This window comes from Pseudomonas sp. R3-56, from assembly GCF_051132075.1.
In the GTDB taxonomy this organism is placed as follows: domain Bacteria; phylum Pseudomonadota; class Gammaproteobacteria; order Pseudomonadales; family Pseudomonadaceae; genus Aquipseudomonas.
The window spans coordinates 3,864,689-3,885,332 of the sequence record NZ_CP071657.1; the positions used below are offsets into that span (position 1 = coordinate 3,864,689).

18 protein-coding genes and 1 pseudogene are annotated in these 20,644 nt (G+C 62.7%); 7 read left to right on the forward strand and 12 right to left on the reverse strand.

Annotated elements, in window-relative coordinates; all coding sequences use genetic code 11:
• Positions 1 to 4: 4 nt before the first annotated feature.
• The gene (locus J3P96_RS17350) at positions 5 to 1,579 is read left to right on the forward strand and encodes an ABC transporter ATP-binding protein (RefSeq protein ID WP_434652590.1); all 1,575 of its coding nucleotides are present in this window, start codon (positions 5 to 7) and stop codon (positions 1,577 to 1,579) included.
• Between the two features lie 11 nt (positions 1,580 to 1,590).
• Here J3P96_RS17350 and J3P96_RS17355 read toward each other — a convergent pair whose 3' ends face one another.
• From J3P96_RS17355 to J3P96_RS17365, 3 genes and pseudogenes are all read right to left on the reverse strand, one after another.
• A complete protein-coding gene (locus tag J3P96_RS17355; protein WP_434658227.1) occupies positions 1,591 to 2,181 on the reverse strand; it encodes a methyl-accepting chemotaxis protein in 591 nt (196 codons plus the stop codon).
• A 12-nt stretch (positions 2,182 to 2,193) separates the two neighbouring features.
• Positions 2,194 to 2,946: pseudogene (locus tag J3P96_RS17360) on the reverse strand (PAS domain-containing protein); the annotation flags it as partial.
• Positions 2,947 to 3,086: 140 nt separating this feature from the next.
• Positions 3,087 to 3,302, reverse strand: coding sequence for a TIGR02450 family Trp-rich protein (locus J3P96_RS17365; RefSeq protein ID WP_434652591.1), 216 nt, complete (start codon positions 3,300 to 3,302; stop codon positions 3,087 to 3,089).
• 201 nt (positions 3,303 to 3,503) lie between these two features.
• On the opposite strand from J3P96_RS17365, the gene J3P96_RS17370 reads away from it, so the two are divergent.
• The 4 genes from J3P96_RS17370 (at position 3,504) to J3P96_RS17385 (ending at position 9,549) form a co-directional block, all read left to right on the forward strand.
• The gene (locus J3P96_RS17370) at positions 3,504 to 4,922 is read left to right on the forward strand and encodes a sigma-54 interaction domain-containing protein (protein WP_434652592.1); all 1,419 of its coding nucleotides are present in this window, start codon (positions 3,504 to 3,506) and stop codon (positions 4,920 to 4,922) included.
• Positions 4,923 to 5,225: 303 nt separating this feature from the next.
• The gene (locus tag J3P96_RS17375; protein WP_305495295.1) at positions 5,226 to 6,617 is read left to right on the forward strand and encodes a GntP family permease; all 1,392 of its coding nucleotides are present in this window, start codon (positions 5,226 to 5,228) and stop codon (positions 6,615 to 6,617) included.
• A 7-nt stretch (positions 6,618 to 6,624) separates the two neighbouring features.
• A complete protein-coding gene (locus J3P96_RS17380) occupies positions 6,625 to 7,401 on the forward strand; it encodes a 3-hydroxybutyrate dehydrogenase (RefSeq protein ID WP_434652593.1) in 777 nt (258 codons plus the stop codon).
• A 192-nt stretch (positions 7,402 to 7,593) separates the two neighbouring features.
• Entirely contained in the window at positions 7,594 to 9,549 is a 1,956-nt protein-coding gene (locus tag J3P96_RS17385) for an acetoacetate--CoA ligase (RefSeq protein ID WP_434652595.1), read from the forward strand.
• Positions 9,550 to 9,695: 146 nt separating this feature from the next.
• On the opposite strand, the gene J3P96_RS17390 is transcribed toward J3P96_RS17385, so the two are convergent.
• The gene (locus J3P96_RS17390; protein ID WP_434652597.1) at positions 9,696 to 10,811 is read right to left on the reverse strand and encodes a PilT/PilU family type 4a pilus ATPase; all 1,116 of its coding nucleotides are present in this window, start codon (positions 10,809 to 10,811) and stop codon (positions 9,696 to 9,698) included.
• A 134-nt stretch (positions 10,812 to 10,945) separates the two neighbouring features.
• Here J3P96_RS17390 and J3P96_RS17395 point away from each other — a divergent pair, with 134 nt between their 5' ends.
• Positions 10,946 to 13,483: a PAS domain S-box protein gene (locus J3P96_RS17395; RefSeq protein ID WP_434603977.1), complete on the forward strand. Its 2,538-nt coding sequence runs from the start codon at positions 10,946 to 10,948 to the stop codon at positions 13,481 to 13,483.
• Positions 13,484 to 13,531: 48 nt separating this feature from the next.
• On the forward strand, positions 13,532 to 13,807 hold the full coding sequence (locus J3P96_RS17400; protein ID WP_019690952.1) for a peptidylprolyl isomerase: 276 nt from the start codon (positions 13,532 to 13,534) through the stop codon (positions 13,805 to 13,807).
• Positions 13,808 to 13,938: 131 nt separating this feature from the next.
• On the opposite strand, the gene J3P96_RS17405 is transcribed toward J3P96_RS17400, so the two are convergent.
• The 8 genes from J3P96_RS17405 to J3P96_RS17440 all read right to left on the reverse strand — a co-directional run bounded on the left by J3P96_RS17405 (position 13,939) and on the right by J3P96_RS17440 (position 20,605).
• A complete protein-coding gene (locus tag J3P96_RS17405) occupies positions 13,939 to 14,856 on the reverse strand; it encodes a sugar kinase (protein WP_434652600.1) in 918 nt (305 codons plus the stop codon).
• Between the two features lie 138 nt (positions 14,857 to 14,994).
• Positions 14,995 to 16,212: an amino acid deaminase gene (locus J3P96_RS17410; RefSeq protein WP_434652602.1), complete on the reverse strand. Its 1,218-nt coding sequence runs from the start codon at positions 16,210 to 16,212 to the stop codon at positions 14,995 to 14,997.
• Positions 16,213 to 16,241: 29 nt separating this feature from the next.
• The gene (locus J3P96_RS17415; protein ID WP_434624435.1) at positions 16,242 to 17,006 is read right to left on the reverse strand and encodes an IclR family transcriptional regulator; all 765 of its coding nucleotides are present in this window, start codon (positions 17,004 to 17,006) and stop codon (positions 16,242 to 16,244) included.
• 163 nt (positions 17,007 to 17,169) lie between these two features.
• Complete coding sequence (locus tag J3P96_RS17420; protein WP_434652604.1) at positions 17,170 to 17,559, reverse strand: RidA family protein; 390 nt, start codon at positions 17,557 to 17,559, stop codon at positions 17,170 to 17,172.
• A 23-nt stretch (positions 17,560 to 17,582) separates the two neighbouring features.
• A complete protein-coding gene (locus tag J3P96_RS17425; protein ID WP_305495315.1) occupies positions 17,583 to 18,371 on the reverse strand; it encodes an amino acid ABC transporter ATP-binding protein in 789 nt (262 codons plus the stop codon).
• Positions 18,368 to 19,030 carry an amino acid ABC transporter permease gene (locus J3P96_RS17430; RefSeq protein ID WP_434652606.1) on the reverse strand — a complete coding sequence of 221 codons (663 nt, stop codon included), beginning with the start codon at positions 19,028 to 19,030 and terminating at the stop codon, positions 18,368 to 18,370. The genes J3P96_RS17425 and J3P96_RS17430 overlap by 4 nt, the downstream gene beginning before the upstream one ends.
• Before the next feature lie 9 nt (positions 19,031 to 19,039).
• A complete protein-coding gene (locus tag J3P96_RS17435) occupies positions 19,040 to 19,702 on the reverse strand; it encodes an amino acid ABC transporter permease (RefSeq protein WP_434568887.1) in 663 nt (220 codons plus the stop codon).
• 54 nt (positions 19,703 to 19,756) lie between these two features.
• Positions 19,757 to 20,605: a transporter substrate-binding domain-containing protein gene (locus J3P96_RS17440; protein WP_434568888.1), complete on the reverse strand. Its 849-nt coding sequence runs from the start codon at positions 20,603 to 20,605 to the stop codon at positions 19,757 to 19,759.
• Between the last annotated feature and the right edge of the window lie 39 nt (positions 20,606 to 20,644).

A 20,644-nucleotide genomic window follows, 5' to 3' on the forward strand; every position in this document is an offset into this window, starting at 1 on the left:
TTAGATGAGCGACAACCTGATCGAAATCCGCAACCTGAACGTGGCCTTCAACGACCAGGCGGTAGTGCGCGACCTATGCCTGGATATCCGCCCTGGCGAATGCCTGGCCCTGGTGGGCGAATCCGGCTCAGGCAAGTCGGTGACGGCTCACTCGATTCTGCAATTGCTGACCGACAGCGGCGCACGCACCACCGGCAGTATTCGTTATCGAGACCAGGAACTGGTGGGCGCCGAGGCCAAGACCTTGCGCGAGTTGCGCGGCAATCGGATCGCAATGATTTTCCAGGAGCCGATGACGTCGCTGAATCCATTGCACAGCGTCGAAAAACAGATTGGCGAGACATTGATGCTGCACAGGGGACTGGGCGGCAAAGCGGCGCGCCAGCGGATCCTGGAACTGCTAGACCTGGTGGGTATCCAGAACCCGGCCGAACGGCTCAAGGCCTATCCCCACCAACTATCGGGCGGTCAGCGCCAGCGGGTCATGATCGCTATGGCCCTGGCCTGCGAACCGGAGTTGCTGATTGCCGACGAGCCGACCACTGCCTTGGACGTGACGGTGCAACGCAAGATCCTCCTGCTGCTCAAGTCATTGCAGCAGCGGCTCGGCATGTCCCTGCTGCTGATCAGCCATGACCTCAACCTGGTGCGCAGCATCGCCCAGCGGGTGTGCGTGATGAAGGCGGGAGAAATCGTCGAACAGGCGCCTTGCGAAACATTGTTCAGCGCACCGCAACACCCCTACAGCTGCGAACTGCTGCACGCCGAGCCGGAAGGCGAAGCCCTGCCCCGGGACGAGCGCGAAGACGTGTTGCAGGTTGAGGATTTGCGGGTCAGCTTCCCCATCGGTGGCGGGCTGTTGCGGCGCAAGCAATACCTGCGCGCCGTGGATGGCATCAGCCTGAGCATCCAGCGCGGCAAGACCCTGGGCATTGTTGGCGAATCCGGTTCCGGCAAGTCCACGCTCGGCCAGGCGATCCTGCGGTTGATCGAATCCGAAGGCAGCATCCGTTTTAGCGGCGCAGCCCTTGATCAGCTGTCGCAGAAAGAACTGCGGCCCTGGCGCAAGCAGATGCAGATCGTCTTCCAGGACCCGTTTGGCAGCCTCAGCCCGCGAATGTCGGTGCAGCAGATCATCAGCGAAGGCCTGGAGGTGCACAGCAGGTCCAGCGCCGAGCAATGCGAAGCCCAGGTGATCCAGGCGCTCAAGGAAGTCGGCCTCGACCCGCAGAGCCGGCATCGTTACCCGCACGAGTTTTCCGGCGGCCAGCGCCAACGCATCGCCATCGCCCGGGCGCTGGTGCTCAAGCCCGCGCTGATCCTGCTGGACGAACCGACCTCGGCGCTGGATCGCACGGTGCAGAAACAAGTGGTCGCCCTGCTCCGCCAGCTCCAGGAAAAACACGGCCTGACCTACCTGTTCATCAGCCACGACCTGGCGGTCGTGCGAGCCCTGGCCCATGACATGATCGTGATCAAGGACGGCAAGGTCGTCGAGCAAGGCGCCAGCCACGACGTATTCGACTCGCCCCGACACCCTTACACCCGGGAACTGCTGGCGGCGGCCCATCCGGGATAAGCCTGACCCGATCAGGCTTCGCGGCGCTGGTCCAGGGTCTGGGCGAATTCGCCCATGACCTCCACCACCTGCTTCGCGCCCCGATGGATGTCGAGGATGACGGTGCCGGCCTGGTTCGCCAGCTTCACGCCTTGCTCGGCCTTGGCGGTACTCGATTGCATGCTGCCCACCGCCTGCCTGGCCAGGTCGCGGTTCTTGCCGACCACTTCGGTAATGGCAACGGTCGCCTGGCTGGTGCGCCGGGCCAGATTGCGCACTTCATCGGCAACCACCGCGAAGCCGCGACCCTGCTCACCGGCACGAGCGGCCTCGATGGCCGCATTGAGCGCAAGCAGGTTGGTCTGTTCCGCGATTCCCCGGATGGCATCGACAATGTTGCCGATCTCTTCGGACTGCGCGCTGAGTGCGCTGATCCCGGTAGCGACCTGTTGCAGTTCATCGGCGATGCTTTGCACTACGGTCACGGTCTGCTGCACGACGGCGGTGCCCAACTGGGTGTGCTCATCCGTCTGCCGGGACGTCTCGAAGGCCAACTGCGCCGCCTTTGATTCGTTCTGGCGTTGCTCGACTTCATGCGTGCTGTCGGTGGCAAACTTGACCACCCCGTACAAATGGCCCTGGGCATCGTAGAGCGGGTTATAGGTGGCCTGCAGCCAGACTGTGTTGCCGTGCCTGTCGACGCGCTGGAAAAGCCCGCTCTTGTATTCGCCACGGTTCAGTCCAGCCCAGAAATCGCGATAGGCTTCGCCTTGAACTTCGCCGGGCTCGCAGAAAATCCGATGATGCTGGCCGCGAACCTCCTCCAGGCCATAACCCATGACCTTCTGGAAGTTGACGTTGGCATTGATGACATGACCGCCCAGATCGAACTCGATCACCGCCATGGAGCGATCGATCGCCTGCATGAAACTCGACTCGGCCTGAGCCCGTAGCACGCGGTCGTTGATGTCGCGGCTGACCTGGATGATGCGTTCGACCCTGGCGCGCTGATCGCGCACAGGAATGTAGCTGGCTTGCACCCATGACCCAAGGCCATCGCGTGCCAGATGAAGGTACTGCTGTTCGCTACCCTCACCCTGGGCCAGTTGCTGCCATAACACCGCATATTCGCGGCTGCCGGTGTACTCAGGCGCGCAGAACATCCGGTGATGCTTGCCGAGGATGTCCTCCAGCACATAGCCGGTCATGTTCAGAAACAGCGCGTTGGCGCCAAGTATTTCGCCTGAAGGCGCAAACTCGACGATCGCCATCGATTGGTGAAAAGCCGCCCGCTCGGCTTCGAGAGAGGCCAGTGCGCCCTGGGTCTCGTGCAAGACGTCCTGATGTTTGCGAGTGCGAATGAACATGGGTGCCGCTCCCGGTGACATGAGTGCTTGGCCGTAGCCGTCTGAAAGGCGGAATGCCTTTTTTCTGAAGAGGCACTATTAAGCCATCATCGCCGCGAAAGTTGTACATAATTTTTTGTATGTACAATTTCTGAAGGAAGATTCGCTCACCTGTCCAAGACTCAGTGCCAACCGATTTTCCACCGTTCGCTGTCGGTCAGATCACGCCAGTCCAGCACGGCCACCCGTCCGCTATACACCGCCTGCAACTCGACCTGAACGGGGCAATCCTGTTCGTCGCAGAGCAATTGGGTGACGAGAAAATGCTTTTCCCGGTTGACGGGCTGGCAGGCGGTCCACTTGGAAAGCTTGAGTTTGCGAGGGTTGAATTTATTCATGGATCCTCCAGTACAGTCACGAACGGGCCTAAAAACATGTACAGAGTACTTCATACGTACAGCTTTTCCTGTGGCAATTCTGGCGGTAAAAACAGCCCTCTCCACCGGCTTGGCCCCACTACAGAACGCCGAGTTTGATCAGGCATAATGCCGCGACTCATCCGAGGGTGCCGGCAAGCCCACCTCTTTTTGGAATGCCTGATGAATCCCACCGAAAGTCTCAAGGACTACAAGCGCGTACGCACGCTGGCGATCCGCTCGCTGTTCGAGATCATCGAGCAGTCCAGCGAAGGCACGGTCATTGTCGATCGCGATGCGAACATCGTCTGGATGAACGAGCGCTACGCCCGTCGTTTCGGCCTGAATTCGGCGCAGGAAGCCATCGGCCGCGCCTGCGAAAGCGTCATCCCCGGCAGCTTGCTGCGTGAGGTGGTGCGCACCGGACGGCCGATCCTGCTGGACATGCAGGACACGCCCAAGGAACCGCTGGTGGTGATGCGCCTGCCGATCCACGACAACGCCGGCGCGGTGATCGGCGCCATCGGTTTTGCCCTGTTCGATGAGTTGCGCAGCCTGTCGCCGATGCTCAAGCGCTATCTGAGCATGCAGGAAGAACTGGCCTCCACCCGCTCGTTGCTGCGGGCGCGGCAGACCAAGTACAACTTTGCCCACTTCATCGGCACCAGCAGCGCCGGCCTGGAGGTCAAGCGCCGCGCCCGACGCAGCGCCAGCACCGATTCACCGGTGCTGCTGCTCGGCGAAACCGGTACCGGCAAGGAGTTGCTGGCCCAGGCGATCCATAGTGCTTCACCGCGGGCGCACAAGGCCTTTGTCAGCATCAACAGCGCTGCCATCCCCGAATCGCTGCTCGAAGCCGAGTTCTTCGGCACCGCGCCAGGCGCTTTCACCGGCGCCGACCGCAAGGGCCGCGCCGGTAAACTGCAGATCGCCCAAGGCGGCACGCTGTTCCTCGACGAGATCGGCGACATGCCGCTACCGCTGCAAAGCAAACTGCTGCGGGTGCTTCAGGAGAAAGAATACGAACCGGTCGGCTCCAACGAGGTGTTGCAGAGCGATGTGCGGATCATTGCCGCGACCTCCACCGATCTTGAAGCGGCAATCAAGCGCGGCGAGTTCCGCGCCGACCTCTATTACCGTCTCAACGTGCTGCCGATCCAGGTCCCGCCGCTGCGTGAGCGCCTGGATGATCTGCCGGCACTGAGTGAGGCGATCCTCGAAGAACTGCGCAGCCAGCACGAATTGCACCGCGACGCCCTCGGTCTGCTGGGCCAGCATGCCTGGCCGGGCAACATTCGGGAATTGCGCAACGTGCTGGAACGAGCCGCGTTGCTCAGCGACGACCTGATGCTCAGCGCAGCTGACATCCGCGCGGCCATCGGCACTTTCATCCCGGTTGAGCGCACGACAGGCCCGACCCTGGAGCCGTTATTGGCGCAGGAAACCTTCAGCCAGGCCCGGGCTCGATTTGACCGACACTTGATCGAAACCACCCTCGCGCAATGCGATGGCAAGGTAGTCGAGGCGGCCGAGCGGTTGGGGCTGGGAAGATCGACGTTGTACAAGAAGATGGTGGCGCTGGGGATTGCGGAGTCTCAATAAAGAGACTGAAATCTCTTTTTTTAGACTGCCGATCTTGGAGCGCTACGCGCTCTTCGCGAGCAGGCTCGCTCCCACCGGTACAGCGTTCTGTCGGTCCTTTACCGTTTCATGTGAGAGCGAGCCTGCTCGCGAAGAGGCCGGCCCCTCCAACAAAAATCTCAAAACAGAGAATCATCCTTCTCCCTCGCTTTTCAATAACAAAATTTATCCTTATCTATCAGCTACTTAGCCATCTGGCACAGATATCGCTATAGCCCTCCTCAAAGCATCACCCACAACAATAACAATCCCAGGAGACACACCATGAGTGTGATCATTGCCTTGGCAGCCCTCACGCTGCTGATGGTTGCCGCCTACCGTGGCTACAGCGTCATTCTCTTCGCCCCGATCGCCGCCCTCGGCGCGGTCCTGCTTACCGATCCATCCGCCGTCGCCCCCGCCTTCACCGGGGTGTTCATGGATAAGATGGTCGGTTTCATCAAACTCTATTTCCCGGTGTTCCTGCTTGGCGCGGTGTTTGGCAAGCTGATCGAGTTGTCGGGTTTCTCCCGCTCCATCGTCGCCGCGGCGATTCGCCTGCTGGGTACGCGCCAGGCCATGCTGGTGATCGTGCTGGTCTGCGCGTTGCTGACCTATGGCGGCGTGTCGCTGTTCGTCGTGGTGTTCGCGGTGTACCCGTTCGCCGCAGAAATGTTCCGCCAGAGCAATATCCCCAAGCGGCTGATTCCAGCCACCATCGCCCTCGGCGCATTCTCGTTCACCATGGACGCCCTGCCCGGCACGCCGCAGATCCAGAACATCATCCCCAGCACCTTTTTCAACACCACCGCTTGGGCCGCGCCGTGGCTGGGCGTGATCGGTACGATCTTCGTCTTCTGCTTCGGCATGCTGTTTTTGCAGCGCCAGCGCAACAAGGCCCAACGCGCCGGTGAAGGTTATGGCACCGAACTGCGCAACGAGCCGGAAACCGCTGAGGACATCAAGCTGCCCAACCCGTGGATCGCCGTTTCGCCGCTGCTGGCGGTGGGGATCATGAACCTGCTGTTTACCCAGTGGATCCCGCAGTGGTACGGCAAGACGCATAGCCTGGCGCTGCCGGGCATGGCGACACCGGTGACCAGCGACATCGCCAAGCTCACCGCGATCTGGGCGGTACAGGCCGCCTTGCTGGTGGGTATTGTCATGGTGTTGCTGTTCGGCTTCCGCGCGATTCGCAGCAAACTGGCCGAAGGTAGCAAGAGCGCAGTGGGCGGTGCCCTGCTCGCGGCGATGAACACCGCTTCGGAATACGGTTTCGGTGCGGTGATCGCCTCATTGCCGGGCTTTCTCGTGCTGGCCGACTGGCTCAAGAACATTCCCGATCCGCTGGTCAACGAAGCAGTCACCGTAACGCTGCTGGCCGGCATCACCGGTTCCGCGTCGGGGGGCATGAGCATCGCCCTGGCGGCGATGTCCGAAACCTTCATCAGCGCCGCCCACGCCGCCAACATTCCCCTGGAAGTGCTGCACCGGGTGGCCGCCATGGCCAGCGGCGGCATGGACACCCTGCCCCACAACGGCGCGGTGATCACCTTGCTGGCCGTCACCGGCCTAACCCATCGTGAAGCCTACAAAGACATTTTCTGCATTACGCTGATCAAGACCCTCGCGGTGTTCTTCGTGATCGGTGTGTTCTACGCCACTGGCATTGTGTGAGGTTTCCATGACGACACTTCTTTCGGGCAAGACTGCCCTGGTCACCGGCTCCACCAGCGGCATCGGCCTGGGCATCGCCTTGAGCCTGGCCAAGGCCGGCGCCAACCTGATCCTCAACGGCTTCGGCGATGCCTCGGCGGTGGTCGCCGAGGTCAAGCAGTTCGGTGGCAAGGTCGGCCATCATCCGGCCGATGTCAGCGACCCGGCACAGATTGCCGACATGCTCGCCTACGCCGAGCGCGAATTCGGCGGCGTGGACATCCTGGTGAACAATGCCGGGATCCAGCACGTGGCGGCCGTGGAGGATTTCCCGGTGGAGCGCTGGGATTCGATCATTGCCATCAACCTGTCCTCGGTGTTCCACGCCACTCGCCTGAGCCTGCCGGGCATGCGCGCCAAGGGCTGGGGACGGATCGTCAACGTCGCCTCGGTGCACGGTCAGGTCGGTTCGGTGGGCAAGGCCGCCTACGTCGCCGCGAAGCACGGGGTGATCGGGCTGACCAAGGTGGTTGGCCTGGAAACCGCTACCAGCAACGTGACGTGCAATGCAATCTGCCCAGGCTGGGTGCTGACGCCACTGGTGCAGAAACAGATCGACGACCGCATCGCCAGCGGCGTCGACCCGCAACAGGCCCAGCACGATCTGTTGGCCGAGAAGCAACCGTCCCTGGAATTCGTCACCCCGCCGCAGCTGGGGGAACTGGTGCTGTTCCTCTGCAGCGAAGCCGGCAGCCAGGTGCGGGGCGCGGCGTGGAATGTTGATGGAGGGTGGTTGGCGCAATAACCCTCCGCGATCCCCGTGGCGAGGGAGCTTGCTCCCGCTGGCCCGGTCCGACGCCTCGGGCGAAGCGGGCCCAAGAGGCGTCTGCTGCGCAGCCGAGCGGGAGCAAGCTCCCTCGCCACGGAAGCGCTTCTCGCCATAAATAACGCCGTGTGCTGCAATGTTCGCAAGCCCCGAAAAAACAAGAGGCATCCCATGTCCGACATCCTCTGGCAACCCAGCCCCGAACGCATCGCCCGGTCGCGCATGGACGCCTTGCGCCGGTTCGTCAACGAACGGCACTCGCTGCAGTTGAACGATTACCCGGCCCTGCACGCCTGGAGCATCGACCAGCGCGAGGCTTTCTGGCAGGCCATCGTGGACTTCTTCGACATCCGTTTTCACCAGCGCCCCACCGCAGGGCTGGTGGAGGGCCCGCACATGCCCAGCGCACGTTGGTTCCCGGGGGCCACGCTGAGTTTCGCCGAACATCTGCTGCGCCGTCGCGATAACACCGTGGCGGTGGTTGCCGTCGATGAAGACGGCACCGAGCAAACGCTGACCTGGGCCGAACTCGCCGCCCATGTCGCCGGCCTGCAGAAAAGCCTGCAAGCCGCCGGCGTGACCCAGGGCGACCGGGTCGCTGCCTGCATGCCCAACACCTGGCAGACGCTGGTGGGCATGCTCGCCACGACGAGCCTGGGGGCGATCTGGTCGTGCTCATCGCCGGATTTCGGCACCCAGGGCGTCATCGACCGGTTCGGCCAGATCGAGCCCAAGGTTTTGATTACCTGTGCCGGTTATCGTTATGCCGGCAAGGTCATCGACCAGCGCCCGAAGGTGAACGAGATCCTTGCGCGGCTGCCGTCCCTGCAACAGTTGATCGTGCTGCCTTACGCCCGACCCGATGCTCGCGTCGAGGATTTCAAGACCCAGGCCGGCGTTGCGCTGTGGGAGGACTTTTATCAAAGCGGTGGCGAGCCGGAGTTCGCCAGCGTGCCGTTCGATCATCCGTTGTATATCCTCTACTCCAGCGGCACCACCGGCGTACCGAAGTGCATCGTCCACAGTACCGGCGGCGTGCTGCTGCAGCATATGAAGGAACATGGCCTGCACGTCGATCTCGGCCCCGGGGATCGGCTGTTCTACTACACCACCTGCGGCTGGATGATGTGGAATTGGCTGGTCTCGGCCCTGGCGGTGGGCAGCTCGGTGGTGCTGTATGACGGCTCGCCGTTTCACCCTGGCCCCGAACGCCTGCTCGACCTGATCGACCAACAGCGCATCAGCGTGTTCGGCACCAGCCCGAAATACCTCGCCGCCCTGGAAAGCCAAGGCATCCAGCCACGCCAGAGCCATGACCTGGGCAGCCTCAAGACCCTCCTGTCAACCGGCTCGGCTCTCGCCCCCCACAGCTACGATTACGTTTACCGCGATTTCAAGGCCGACGTTTGCCTGGCCTCGATGTCCGGCGGTACCGATATCGTCTCCTGTTTCATCAACGGCAACCCGCTGTCCGCCGTGCGCCGGGGCGAGATGCAGGGCAAGAGCCTGGGCATGGCGGTGCAGGTCTGGAACGAGGCCGGCGAGGCGGTGATCGGCGAGAAAGGCGAGCTGGTCTGCACCCGGCATTTTCCGGCGATGCCCATCGGGCTCTGGAACGACCCGCGCCAGGATAAACTTCGCGCCTCCTATTTCAGCCAGTTTCCCGGAGTGTGGGCCCAAGGGGACTACGCCGAAGAACTGGCCCACGGCGGCTTGCTGATCCACGGACGCTCCGACGCGGTGCTCAACCCCGGTGGCGTGCGCATTGGCACGGCGGAAATCTATCGGCAGGTGGAAAAAGTCGAAGAGGTCCTCGACAGCGTCGCCATTGGCCAGCAATGGCAGAGTGACGTACGAGTGGTGCTGTTCGTGCGCCTGCGTGATGGCGTCGTGCTGGACGATGCCCTGGAGCAGAAGATTCGCCAGGTCATCCGCGCCAACACGACGCCGCGCCATGTACCGGCGAAAATCCTCGCCGTCAGCGACATTCCGCGCACGATCAGCGGAAAAGTGGTGGAACTGGCCGTGCGTAACGTGGTGCATGGCGAGGCGGTGAAGAACACCGATGCGCTGGCCAATCCCGAGGCGCTGGAGCAGTTTCGCGGGCGGCCGGAGCTAGCGTCCTAAGCATCGCAAACGATCTTCGTGGCGAGGGGATTTATCCCCGCTGGGCTGCGAAGCAGCCCCATGCTGAGGTCTGACATATCGAGGGGCTGGTTTCGGGCCGCTACGCGCCCCAGCGGGGATAAATCCCCTCGCCACAACGGGTCACCTCAATCCATCAGTCCCCATTCCCCCGCCGGCGGATCGGCCGGCGGCGCGGCATCCGTCTCCGCATGCAGCTTCAAGCGCAAACGCAGGTTGTTTGCCGAATCGGCATTTTTCAGCGCTTCTTCCTCATCGATGGCGCCTTCGACCACCAGGTTGAACAATGCCTGGTCGAACGTCTGCATGCCCAGTTCCTCGGACTTTTCCATGATGCCCTTGAGCTCGCCCAGCTCGTTGCGCCGGATCAGGTCGGCCACCGTCGGCGAGCCCAGCATCACCTCCACCGCCGCCCGCCGCTGACCGCCGCGGGTGCGCACCAGGCGCTGGGAAACAAACGCCTTTAGGTTGTTGCCCAAGTCGTGCAGCAGTTGCGCCCGGCGTTCTTCCGGGAAAAAATTGATCACCCGGTCCAGGGCCTGGTTGGCGTTGTGGGCATGCAGGGTGGAAATCACCAGATGGCCGGTGTCGGCAAAGGCCAGGGCATGCTCCATGGTTTCCCGGTCGCGGATTTCGCCGATCAGCACCACGTCCGGCGCCTGGCGCAAGGTATTCTTGAGCGCGGCATGAAAACTGCGCGTGTCCACCCCGACTTCCCGCTGGTTGACGATCGATTTCTTATGCCGATGGATATACTCCACCGGGTCCTCGATGGTGATGATGTGGCCGCTGCTGTTGCGGTTGCGGTAATCGATCAGCGCCGCCAGGGAGGTCGACTTGCCCGAGCCCGTCGCACCGACGAACAACATCAGCCCCTGCTTCTGCATGATGGTTTCCAGCAGCACCTTGGGCAGCTTCAGGTCTTCGAAGCGCGGGATGTCCAGCTTGACGTTGCGTATCACCATGGACACGTCGTTGCGCTGTTTGAAGATGTTGACCCGGAACCGCCCGACACCGGCCAGGGAAATCGCCAGGTTCATTTCCAGTTCCCGATCGAACTCAAGGCGCTGTTCGGCGTCCATCAATGACTCGGCGAGCCCGGCGATGTCGCCGACCTTGAACGCCTGGTTGCTCAGCGGCTTGAGCACACCTTCAAAACGCGCGCAGGGCGGTGCACCGGTGGACATGTAGAGGTCGGAACCGTCCTGGCTTGCCAGGATGCGTAACAAGGGATCAATTTCCATGGCCTGAAAAACTTCCGCAAACTTCAATGGACACGTTGACCCGAGCCAGAAAAACTTCAGATCAACCCGCGCTTACCTTCTCCAGAGGATAGTAGAAGCCGCCGCATCGATATGAACATCCAGGAACTCCCGTGATGAATGCAATACCCGCCGGCAGCGACACACAGCAATTGATCGCCCGTCAGGACTGGACCGCCAGCCCCTTGGGCGCCATCGATACCTGGCCACAGAGCCTGCGCACCGCCGTGGACATCATGCTCCACTCGCCCATGCCGATGGCCGTGCTGTGGGGGCCGCAGCTGACCCATCTGTACAACGACGCCTATGCCCGGCTGGTCGGCGACAAGCACCCCAGGGCCTTCGGCCAGCCCACCCACACGGCCTGGCCTGAACTTCGGGGCGAGACCGAGGGGATTTATCACAGCGTGTTGCAAGGGCGCATGTACGCCTGCCGCGACAAACGGTGGCGCATGCCCTTCAGTGGCCGCCTCTGTGACGTGTGGCTCGACCTGACCTACAGCCCGATACACGACGAAAGCGCCAGTGTCGCCGGCATCCTGGTCACGGCCATCGAGACCAGCGAAAGACGCCGGCTGGCCCAGGAATTCGAGCGGCGTTCCGAGGCCAGCCTCAAGGCTCAGCAGGAAAGCGAGGAGCGCTTGCAACTGGCGCTGGCGGCCACCGATGCGCTGGGGACCTGGGACTGGGACATCAGCGAAGACCGCTTCATCGCCGATGCGCATTTCGCCCTGCTGCATGGCGTCGATCCGAGCCTGTCGCGGCAACTGCCGATCAGCGCGTACCTGGAAGGCGTGCACCCCGAAGACCGGGCGATGGTCGCGCGCAGCATCAAGCATTGCATCACCCACGGCACCGAATATGCCGAGGAGTACCGGCTGCTGCAGCCCGACGGTGAACTGCGCTGGGTATTCGTGCGCGGGCGCTGCTACAAGGATCGCCACGGCCGGCCCAAGCGCTTCCTTGGCGCGGCGCTGGACCTTACCGAGCGCAAGCGCACCGAGCACGCCCTGCGCCAGAGCCAGACCGAGCTGCAACTGATCATCAACGCCATGCCGGTGCTGATCAGCTATGTCGATCGCGAAGAGCGTTTCCGCCTGAACAACAGCGCCTACCTGAACTGGTACGGGCTGACCCCGCAGGAGCTGTACGGCAAGACCATTCGCGAGGTCATCGGCGACGAAGCGTACGCGGCGCGCGCCGAACAGATCGCCGGCGCCCTGGCGGGCAAGCCGTGCAGTTTCACCGTGCAGTCGGCCCATCGCGATGGCCGGCCACGGCATGCATTGATCAACTACCTGCCGCGCCATGGCAGTGACGGCGCGGTGAACGGCTTCTACATCTTCGTGATCGACGAAACCGAGCGCAAGAAAACCGAAGAAGCGCTGCGTAATCTCAACGAAACGCTGGAGGAACGGGTAATCGCCCGCACCCAGCAACTGGCCGAGGCCAACCATCGCCTGCAAAGCGAGATGTTCGAGCGCGAACGCGCCGAAGAAGCGCTGCGCCATGCGCAGAAAATGGAAGCGGTGGGCCAGCTCACCGGCGGCATTGCCCATGACTTCAACAATATGCTCACCGGTATTCTCGGCAGCCTGGACCTGATGCAGCGCTACATCGCCTCGGGCCGCGCCGCCGAGATAGGCCGGTTTACCGAAGCGGCCATCTCCTCGGCCAACCGTGCCGCGGCCCTGACCCATCGCCTGCTGGCCTTTTCCCGGCGCCAGTCGCTGGACCGCAAACCCTTGGACGCCAATGGCCTGGTGCGCTCACTCGAAGACCTGTTGAGCCGTACCACCGGCGATCACATCGTGCTGCGGCTTGAACTGGCCGACGAGCTGTGGCCGGTCAGTACCGATGCCAGCCAACTGGAAAACGCCCTGCTCAACTTGGTGATCAACGCCAGGGACGCGATGCCCGACGGCGGCGAGTTGACCATCGAAACCGCCAACGTCTACCTCGACGGCAGCGACATCAGCACGCTGGAACCGGTCAAGGCCGGGGATTACGTGATGATCGCCGTGCGCGACAACGGCAGCGGCATGACTCCCGCCGTGCTGGCCAAGGCCTTCGATCCGTTCTTCACCACCAAGCCCATCGGCCAGGGCACCGGCCTCGGTCTTTCGATGATCTACGGCTTTGCCCAGCAGTCCGGCGGACACCTGAGCCTGGACAGCGTGCCAGGCCAGGGCACGCGGGTGCAGCTGTACTTGCCGCGGCTGCGCGTTGCCGCGACCGAACAACCCGCAGCGCCGGCGGCCACGGACGCGCCGCCGGCCATTGCCGGGGAAACCGTGTTGCTGGTCGAAGACGAACCGGCGGTGCGCATGCTCGTGCTCGACCTGCTGGCCACCTTGGGCTACACCGCCCTCGAAGCCGAGGACGGCCGGCAGGCTCTGCTGTTGCTGGAATCCGGGCAGCGCATCGACCTGCTGGTGACCGATGTCGGCCTGCCAGGCATGAACGGCCGGCAGCTGGCTGAAATCGCCCGTCAGCACCGGCCTGATTTGAAAGTCCTGTTCATGACCGGTTATGCGCAGAAAGCCACCGAGCGCCAGGGGTTCCTCGAGCAAGGCATGGACATGGTTGCCAAGCCGTTCACCCTCGATCTCCTGGCCAACAAGATTCGGACGATGATCAACCATGGCAGCTGACTTGAGGCATAATCGCCGCCCTTTTGCACCGCTCAGGTCACCGCTGCAATGAAAGCCCAAGCCCGCCATATCCTGGTGAAAACCGCCGAAGAAGCCGAACAGCTCAAGCAACGCATCGCCAAGGGCGAAGCGTTTGACGTGTTGGCAAAAAAGTACTCCACCTGCCCCTCCGGCAAGCGCGGCGGGGACTTGGGTGAGGTACGCCCTGGGCAGATGGTCGGCGCGATCGATGCGGTGATTTTCAAGAAACCGCTGCGGGTGGTGCACGGACCGATCAAGAGCAAGTTCGGCTATCACCTGGTGCAGGTGTTTTACCGCGACTGAAGCGATGCCGGGCGCGGACCGGCCCTTTGTGGCGAGGGAGCTTGCTCCCGCTCGGCTGCGCAGCAGTCGCAAAGGATGGGCCTGCTGCGCAGGCCAGCGGGAGCAAGCTCCCTCGCCACAGGGACGTGATGTCACTGCCGGGGAATCAACGCCCCCGGCACCTGAATCACCCGGCTCGCCAGCAAATGCCCGGCCTCGGCGGCTTCCGCCGGGCTGCCGCCGAGCAAGCGGCTCGCCAGGTAGGCGGCGCTGAACGAGTCTCCCGCCGCCGTCGTGTCCACCACCCGCTCGACCCGCAGGGCAGGCACCTCATATGACCGGCCGTCGCAACGAATCAGACAAGCCTCGCCGCCGCGCTTGAGCACCACTTCCGGTGTACCCAACTGTGCATAGGCAGCGAACACCGCCTCGCTGTCGGCATGGCCGAACAGCGCCTGTTCGTCGTCCACGGTCAACAACGCCAGCTCGACGTAGGGCAGCACGCTGCGATAAGCCGCACGGGCCGCCTCGACCGAGGCCCAGAGCCTCGGCCGGTAGTTGTTGTCGAACACCACCTGGGCCCCGCGCCGACGCGCCTCGACCAGCGTGTCGATGAGTTTGCGCCGGCCCTGCTCGCCAATTACCGCCAGGGTCACGCCGCTGAAATACAGCACATCGTAGTCGGCCAACGCTGCGAGAATCGGCGCGGCGGCTGGCGAGGTGAAGCAATCACGCACCGCCGCCTCGTTGCGCCAGTACAGGAAGCGGCGCTCGCCCGTCGCGTCGGTCTGGATGCAATACAGGCCCGGCAGGCGCCCAGGCAAGCGCTGGACCATGCCCAAACCAATGTTTTCGGCGGCCCAGCCCTGGCACATGGCATCGCTGAAACTGTCGTCGCCCAGCGCGGTGACGTAATCCACAGCGCCGTTGTCGCCCAACGCCCGGGCCAGGTAGACCGCGGCGTTCAGCGTATCGCCGCCGAAGCTTTGCTGCAGGCTGCCGTCGGCGCGGTGTTGCAGTTCGATCATGCATTCGCCGATGAGGGCGATGCGGGGTCTGGTGTTGCTCATGAGTTATCCTGATATTTCAGCGGTGTGTTGCGGGCCGCTTTCGCGAGCAGGCTCGCTCCCACAGGTGATCGCTTGGTCACCCGCGATCCAATTGTGGGAGCGAGCCTGCTCGCGAAGGCCGCGACTCGGTCTCAACTCTTAAAAACAAGTCTCCATGCTCTCGACCACCCGCAACCCCTCATCCACCAGACACCCCACCCGCCACTTGTCGAACGTCAGGCACGGATGGGACGTGCCGAACGCAATGATGTCGCCCACCCGCAGTTCAACGCCCGGTGCAACGCTCATGAACGCATGCTGGTCCATCACCGCGGTCACCTTGCAGCCGCTGACGTCGTCCCCCGTCGCCGATTCCGAACCCGGCGTGTAGCGCTTGAGCGGCACCGGCAACCCGGCGTCGTAGGCCACGTCGCGCTTGCCCAGGGCAATTACCGCAAAGCCCGGCTCCGGCAGCGATTGCACGTGAGCCCAGACTTCCAGCGCTGGACGCAAGCCTTCGTGCAGGTCACTGCGGCGCTCCAGCACACAGCATTGCGCCTCCTTGTAGATGCCATGGTCGTGGGCCACATAACTGCCAGGTCGCAACACGCTGAGGAAGCGCCCGTGGGCATTGCGCGCCTCGAAGGATTCTGCGATCAGGTCGTACCAGGCCGAACCCGAGGCGGTGATGATGGGTTTGTCGTTGGCAAACGTGCCGCTGTCCTGCAACTGCATCGCCAGCCCAACGAGGGACCCGGCGAACGCCCGGATGCCGCTGATGGCGTGATCGCCGTGGATCACCCCTTCGTAACCTTCGATACCGGTCAAGGCCAACGCCGGTTGCGCACCGATGGCCTCGGCCAGCGCAAGTACCTCGGCTTCGGTCCTGCAACCACAACGACCGCCGACCACGCCGTACTCGATCATCACGTTCAACCGTGCGCCGTGCGTGGCGAAATAAGCCCCCAGTTCGGCGACGTTGTCCGGATGATCCACCAGGCAATGGAATTCGAACGCCGGGTCGGCCAGCAGATCGGCGATCAGCGCCATGTTCGGCCGGCCTACCAATTGATTGGCCATCAGCACCCGGCGCACGCCATGGGCGTAGGCGGCGCGGGTCTGCACTGCGGTGGCCAGGGTCAGGCCCCAGGCACCGGCCTCAAGCTGGCGACGAAACAGCGTCGGGGTCATGCTGGTCTTGCCGTGGGGCGCCAGCTCGGCGCCGCTGTCGCTGACGAACTCCTGCATCCAGCGAATGTTGTGCTCCAGCGCCTCACGATGCAGTACCAGAGCTGGCAGGCTGACATCGCGCAGCAGATGGGCGCCCGGGGAAGCGGCGCCCTTTTCGACACCGGCGTTATCAATGGCAGAAGACATGTTCGAACTCCTCATACAGCCGCGGCTGTCTATTCGTTGATGCGACGGGCCAGGTTGTTGGCGCTCTCGATCAGCACCCGGCGGTAGTCGGCATAATTGTTCTTGGCGTCAGCCCTCGGGGCGACGATGCACAGCGTCGCGATGGCCACGCCACTGGGGTCTTTGACCGGCGCGGCGAAGCAATGCGTGAAGGTGTCGGCCACACTGTCGAAGGAGAAAAATCCATCGACACCGGCCTGGCGGATTTCCTTGAGAAACTGCTCCAGGGGCAAACGCTCGCCGCCCGGCAGGATGAAGTCGTCGGGGTCGATCAGGTCGACGATCTGCTGGTCGCTCAGATGCGCCAGCAGCAGGCGCCCGGACGCGGTCCAGGGGATCGGCGCGTTCTCACCGATGTCCGAGGAAATGCGAAAGTGCCGCTCGCCTTCCTTCATCAGCGCGACGGTGTATTTGCGCCCGTTGAGCAGGCACATCTGCGCGGTTTCGCGGGTCTGGCGTACGATCTCTTGCAAGGCCTGGTCGGCCTCGCGGCTGAGGTCGAAATGCCGCAGGTGCGCCTGCCCGAGAAAATACAACTGCCGCCCCAGGTAGACGTGGCCGTCCTTGCCGACCGGCTCGAGAATGCGCCGCTCGAGCAGCGACGCCACCAGTTCGTAGACCGTGGACTTGGGGCTGCCGATGCCGCTGGCAATATCATTCGGGCGCAGCGGCTGGCCGATTTCCTTGAGGAAATCGAGGATATCGAACGCCCGATCCAATCCCCGGGCCCGGCGTTTGATGGTGTCTTCGGTCATGTCTGCGGTTCCTGAGATCTCAATTTTCATCGGGCAAAAACCCTTGTGGCGAGGGAGCTTGCTCCCGCTCGGCTGCGCAGCAGTCGTAAAAATGGGCCTGCTGCGCAGGCCAGCGGGAGCAAGCTCCCTCGCCACGGAAAGTGGCCTCGCCAGAATATCGTGTTCAGGCCTTTTTCTTGTAGGCGATGCAATCGATCTCGACCTTGCAGTCAACCATCATGCTCGCCTGCACACAGGCCCGGGCCGGGGCGTGTTCGGGGCTGAAGTACTCGCCGAAGACCTTGTTGAAACTCCAGAAATCCCGTGGGTCATCCAGCCAGACGCCGCAGCGCACAACATCTTCCAGGCCATAGCCGGCCTCTTCGAGAATGGCGATCAGGTTCTTCATGGTCTGGTGCGTCTGCTCGACGATGCCGCCAGCGACAATCTCGCCGTTCAGCGCGGGCACCTGGCCGGACACGTGCAACCAGCCATCGGCCTCCACGGCGCGAGCGAAGGGCCGCGGCTGTCCGCCGCCCGCGGTGCTGCCGGTGCCATAGCGCGTAATGCTCATGAGTTACTCCTTATTGGATGGACTTAAAAACGGGTGTTCTTGAGAAATTCCGCCAGGCGCGGCGATTGAGGGCGCTCGAACAATTCCTTCGGCGGCCCCTGCTCTTCGATGCGGCCCTGGTTCATGAAAACGATCTTGTCGGAGACCTCGAAGGCAAAGCGCATTTCGTGGGTCACCAGCAGCATGGTCATGCCGTCTTCGGCCAGGCCCTTGATCACGTTCAGCACCTCGCCGACCAGCTCCGGATCCAGGGCCGAGGTCACTTCGTCGAACAACATCAGGCTGGGGTTCATCGCGATCGCCCGGGCAATCGCCACGCGCTGCTGCTGGCCGCCGGACAACTGACCGGGAAAGTGATCGCGCCGTTCCAGCAGGCCGACCCGCTGCAGCCATTTCTCGGCCAGGGCCACCGCTTCGTCCTTCGGCAGTTTTTTCACTTTGAGCAGGCCCAGGGTAACGTTCTGTAAAGCGCTCAGATGCGGGAACAGGTTGAATTGCTGGAAGGCCATCCCGGTCATGGCCCGGTGCCGGGCGATGACTTTTTCGGCGTGACGCACGCGCTTGCCGTCCACCTCGTCATAGCCGATGGACTCGCCGTCGAGCACGATCCGCCCACCCTGGAATTCTTCGAGCATGTTGACGCAACGCAGCAGCGTGGTCTTGCCCGAGCCACTGGAGCCGATCAGCGTCACCACGTTGCCGCGCTGCATGCTCAGGTCCACGCCCTTGAGCACTTCCAGCGGGCCGTATTGTTTGCGCAGGCCACGGATATCCAGCAGCGGTTGCGCGTTTGAAAGGGAAACGTCAGTCATGGCAAGGCCACCCGCTTTTCAATGTGCCGCCCGAGCAATTCGATGGCGTAGTTGATGATGAAAAAGAGAAAACCGGCGAACAGGTAGAACTCCAGGGTCATGAAGGTTCGGGCGATGATCTGCTGGGTGCTGAGCAGCAGTTCGGCGACACCGATCACCGACAGCAGGGTCGAGGCCTTGACGATCTCGGTGGAGGAATTCACCCAGGTCGGCAGGATCTGCCGCAGGGCCTGGGGCAACAGCACATAAGCGAGCGATTGGAAGAATGTCAGGCCGATGGCCTGGCTCGCTTCCATTTGCCCACGCGGCAGTGCCTGCAAGGCACCGCGCACGATCTCGGCCACGTGGGAGCCGCAGAACAGCGTCAATCCGAGGACGCCAGCCTCGAACGCACCGATCTGCCAACCCAGGCCCGGGGCCATGTAGAAGCAGGCCAGGACCAGCACGAACACTGGCGTGCCACGAATCAGGTCGACGTAGAAACGAAACGGCGCGCGCATCCAGACCCGCCCGTAAGTCAGCGCCAACCCGGCGACGACGCCGATCAAGGTGCCCAACACAATCGCCAGCGCCGAACATTGCACGCTGGTCAGGAAACCGGCCCACAAAGTCTCCCGGGCGACCCACAACTCCTGCAACCAACTAGGGGATTGGTACATGGAACGCTCCTAACGGCGGATCGCCAGGCGCTGCTCGAAGTAACGCAGCAACATGGCAATGAGGTAACAGGCCGCGACATACAGGGCCGTGGTGACCAGCCAGGTTTCAATCACCCGGTAGCTTTCCACGTTGATCTTGCGGGCATAGTAGGTCAGCTCCGGCACGGCAATCGCCGCCGCCAGCGAGGTGTCCTTGAACAGCGAAATGAAGTTGTTGGACAACGCAGGCAGCACGTTGCGCAGCATCACCGGCACGGTGACGTAGGCCTTTACCTGCCATTCGCCCAGGCCGATCGCCAGACCTGCTTCCCGCTGCCCTTTGTGAATACTCACCAGGCCGCCACGGAACACTTCGGTGAGGTAGGCCCCGGCGTACAGCGAAAGCGTGATGACGAACGACGGCAGCTTGTCCAGGCGAATACCCAGGCTCGGCAAGGCGAAGTAGATCAGCAGGATCAGCACCAGGATCGGCGTATTGCGGATCACCGTGACATACACCGAGGCCAACAACCGCAGTACGCGGTGCTTGCTCAACAGCGCGAACGCCAGCAGCAGGCCGATCACACAACCGATCGCGATCGACACCAGCGCGAGGGAAAGCCCCAGGCCAAGCCCCGCCAGCAGCGTGTCGAAATCGCGCCAGACGGCGGCAAAGTTCAACTGATAATTCATGGTCGGCAGTACCTTCGACGGGGCGCCCAACGCTGGCGCCCCACGCTCACTGGGTCATTTGTATTCAACGGGGAAACCGATCGCCGGCGATGGCAGCTCGACGCCGAACCACTGTTTGAACGATGCAGCGTAGGTGGGGAATTCCACACCGGTCATGGCTTCATGCAGCGCAGTGTTGACGAAGTTCAACCAGTCCTGGTCGCCGCGCTTGACCGCGCAGGCATAGGTTTGCGGACTCCAGGCATAGGCCGGGCTGCGATAGCGACCGGGGTTCTGCACCATCAGGTATTTGACCGAGGACTGGTCGGTGGCAGCGGCATCGGCACGGCCGGAGTTCACCGCCTGATACATCAGGTCGACGCTGTCGTACTGGTCGACCTTGGCCTGGGGCAGCGCCTGGTGTACCAGTTCTTCGGCGTAGACGTTCTGCAGCACCGCCACGGTGACGTCGTCGCCGGCGGCCTTGAGGTCTTCGATTTCCTTGAACTTGCTGTTGGCCGGCAGTAGCAGGCCTACACCTTCGCGGTAGTACGGCAAGGTAAATGCCACCTGTTGGGCTCGGCTGGCGGTGACCGTAATGAACTGGCAGCTCATGTCGACCTTGTCGGTCAGCAGGTTGGGAATCCGTGCATCGGAAGACTGCACCACGAACTCGACTTTTTCCGGGTCATTGAACAAACCCTTGGCGACGATCCGCGCGATATCGATATCGAACCCCTGCAACTTGCCATCCGCTCCCTGGAAGTGCCACGGCGCATTGGTGCTGCCCGTGCCTACGATCAATTTCCCCCGTTGCAGCACGCTGTCCAGCTTGCTGTCGGCCGCCTGAGCGACACCCATGGCAGCCGTCGTGGCCGCGAAGAGAAAAACACACGCTTTGAACAAGGAAGGTCGGCATTGCATGGCAAGCACTCCAGGATGAGTTTATTCCGCTATACCGGA

Bases quoted from the DNA above. Each gene is read 5' to 3' on its own strand.
- J3P96_RS17350 (WP_434652590.1), top strand. From the start codon at position 5: ATGAGCGACAACCTGATCGAAATCCGCAACCTGAACGTGGCCTTCAAC.
- J3P96_RS17365 (WP_434652591.1), bottom strand. From the start codon at position 3,302: ATGAATAAATTCAACCCTCGCAAACTCAAGCTTTCCAAGTGGACCGCC.
- J3P96_RS17370 (WP_434652592.1), top strand. From the start codon at position 3,504: ATGAATCCCACCGAAAGTCTCAAGGACTACAAGCGCGTACGCACGCTG.
- J3P96_RS17375 (WP_305495295.1), top strand. From the start codon at position 5,226: ATGAGTGTGATCATTGCCTTGGCAGCCCTCACGCTGCTGATGGTTGCC.
- J3P96_RS17380 (WP_434652593.1), top strand. From the start codon at position 6,625: ATGACGACACTTCTTTCGGGCAAGACTGCCCTGGTCACCGGCTCCACC.
- J3P96_RS17385 (WP_434652595.1), top strand. From the start codon at position 7,594: ATGTCCGACATCCTCTGGCAACCCAGCCCCGAACGCATCGCCCGGTCG.
- J3P96_RS17390 (WP_434652597.1), bottom strand. From the start codon at position 10,811: ATGGAAATTGATCCCTTGTTACGCATCCTGGCAAGCCAGGACGGTTCC.
- J3P96_RS17395 (WP_434603977.1), top strand. From the start codon at position 10,946: ATGAATGCAATACCCGCCGGCAGCGACACACAGCAATTGATCGCCCGT.
- J3P96_RS17400 (WP_019690952.1), top strand. From the start codon at position 13,532: ATGAAAGCCCAAGCCCGCCATATCCTGGTGAAAACCGCCGAAGAAGCC.
- J3P96_RS17405 (WP_434652600.1), bottom strand. From the start codon at position 14,856: ATGAGCAACACCAGACCCCGCATCGCCCTCATCGGCGAATGCATGATC.
- J3P96_RS17410 (WP_434652602.1), bottom strand. From the start codon at position 16,212: ATGTCTTCTGCCATTGATAACGCCGGTGTCGAAAAGGGCGCCGCTTCC.
- J3P96_RS17415 (WP_434624435.1), bottom strand. From the start codon at position 17,006: ATGACCGAAGACACCATCAAACGCCGGGCCCGGGGATTGGATCGGGCG.
- J3P96_RS17420 (WP_434652604.1), bottom strand. From the start codon at position 17,559: ATGAGCATTACGCGCTATGGCACCGGCAGCACCGCGGGCGGCGGACAG.
- J3P96_RS17425 (WP_305495315.1), bottom strand. From the start codon at position 18,371: ATGACTGACGTTTCCCTTTCAAACGCGCAACCGCTGCTGGATATCCGT.
- J3P96_RS17430 (WP_434652606.1), bottom strand. From the start codon at position 19,030: ATGTACCAATCCCCTAGTTGGTTGCAGGAGTTGTGGGTCGCCCGGGAG.
- J3P96_RS17435 (WP_434568887.1), bottom strand. From the start codon at position 19,702: ATGAATTATCAGTTGAACTTTGCCGCCGTCTGGCGCGATTTCGACACG.
- J3P96_RS17440 (WP_434568888.1), bottom strand. From the start codon at position 20,605: ATGCAATGCCGACCTTCCTTGTTCAAAGCGTGTGTTTTTCTCTTCGCG.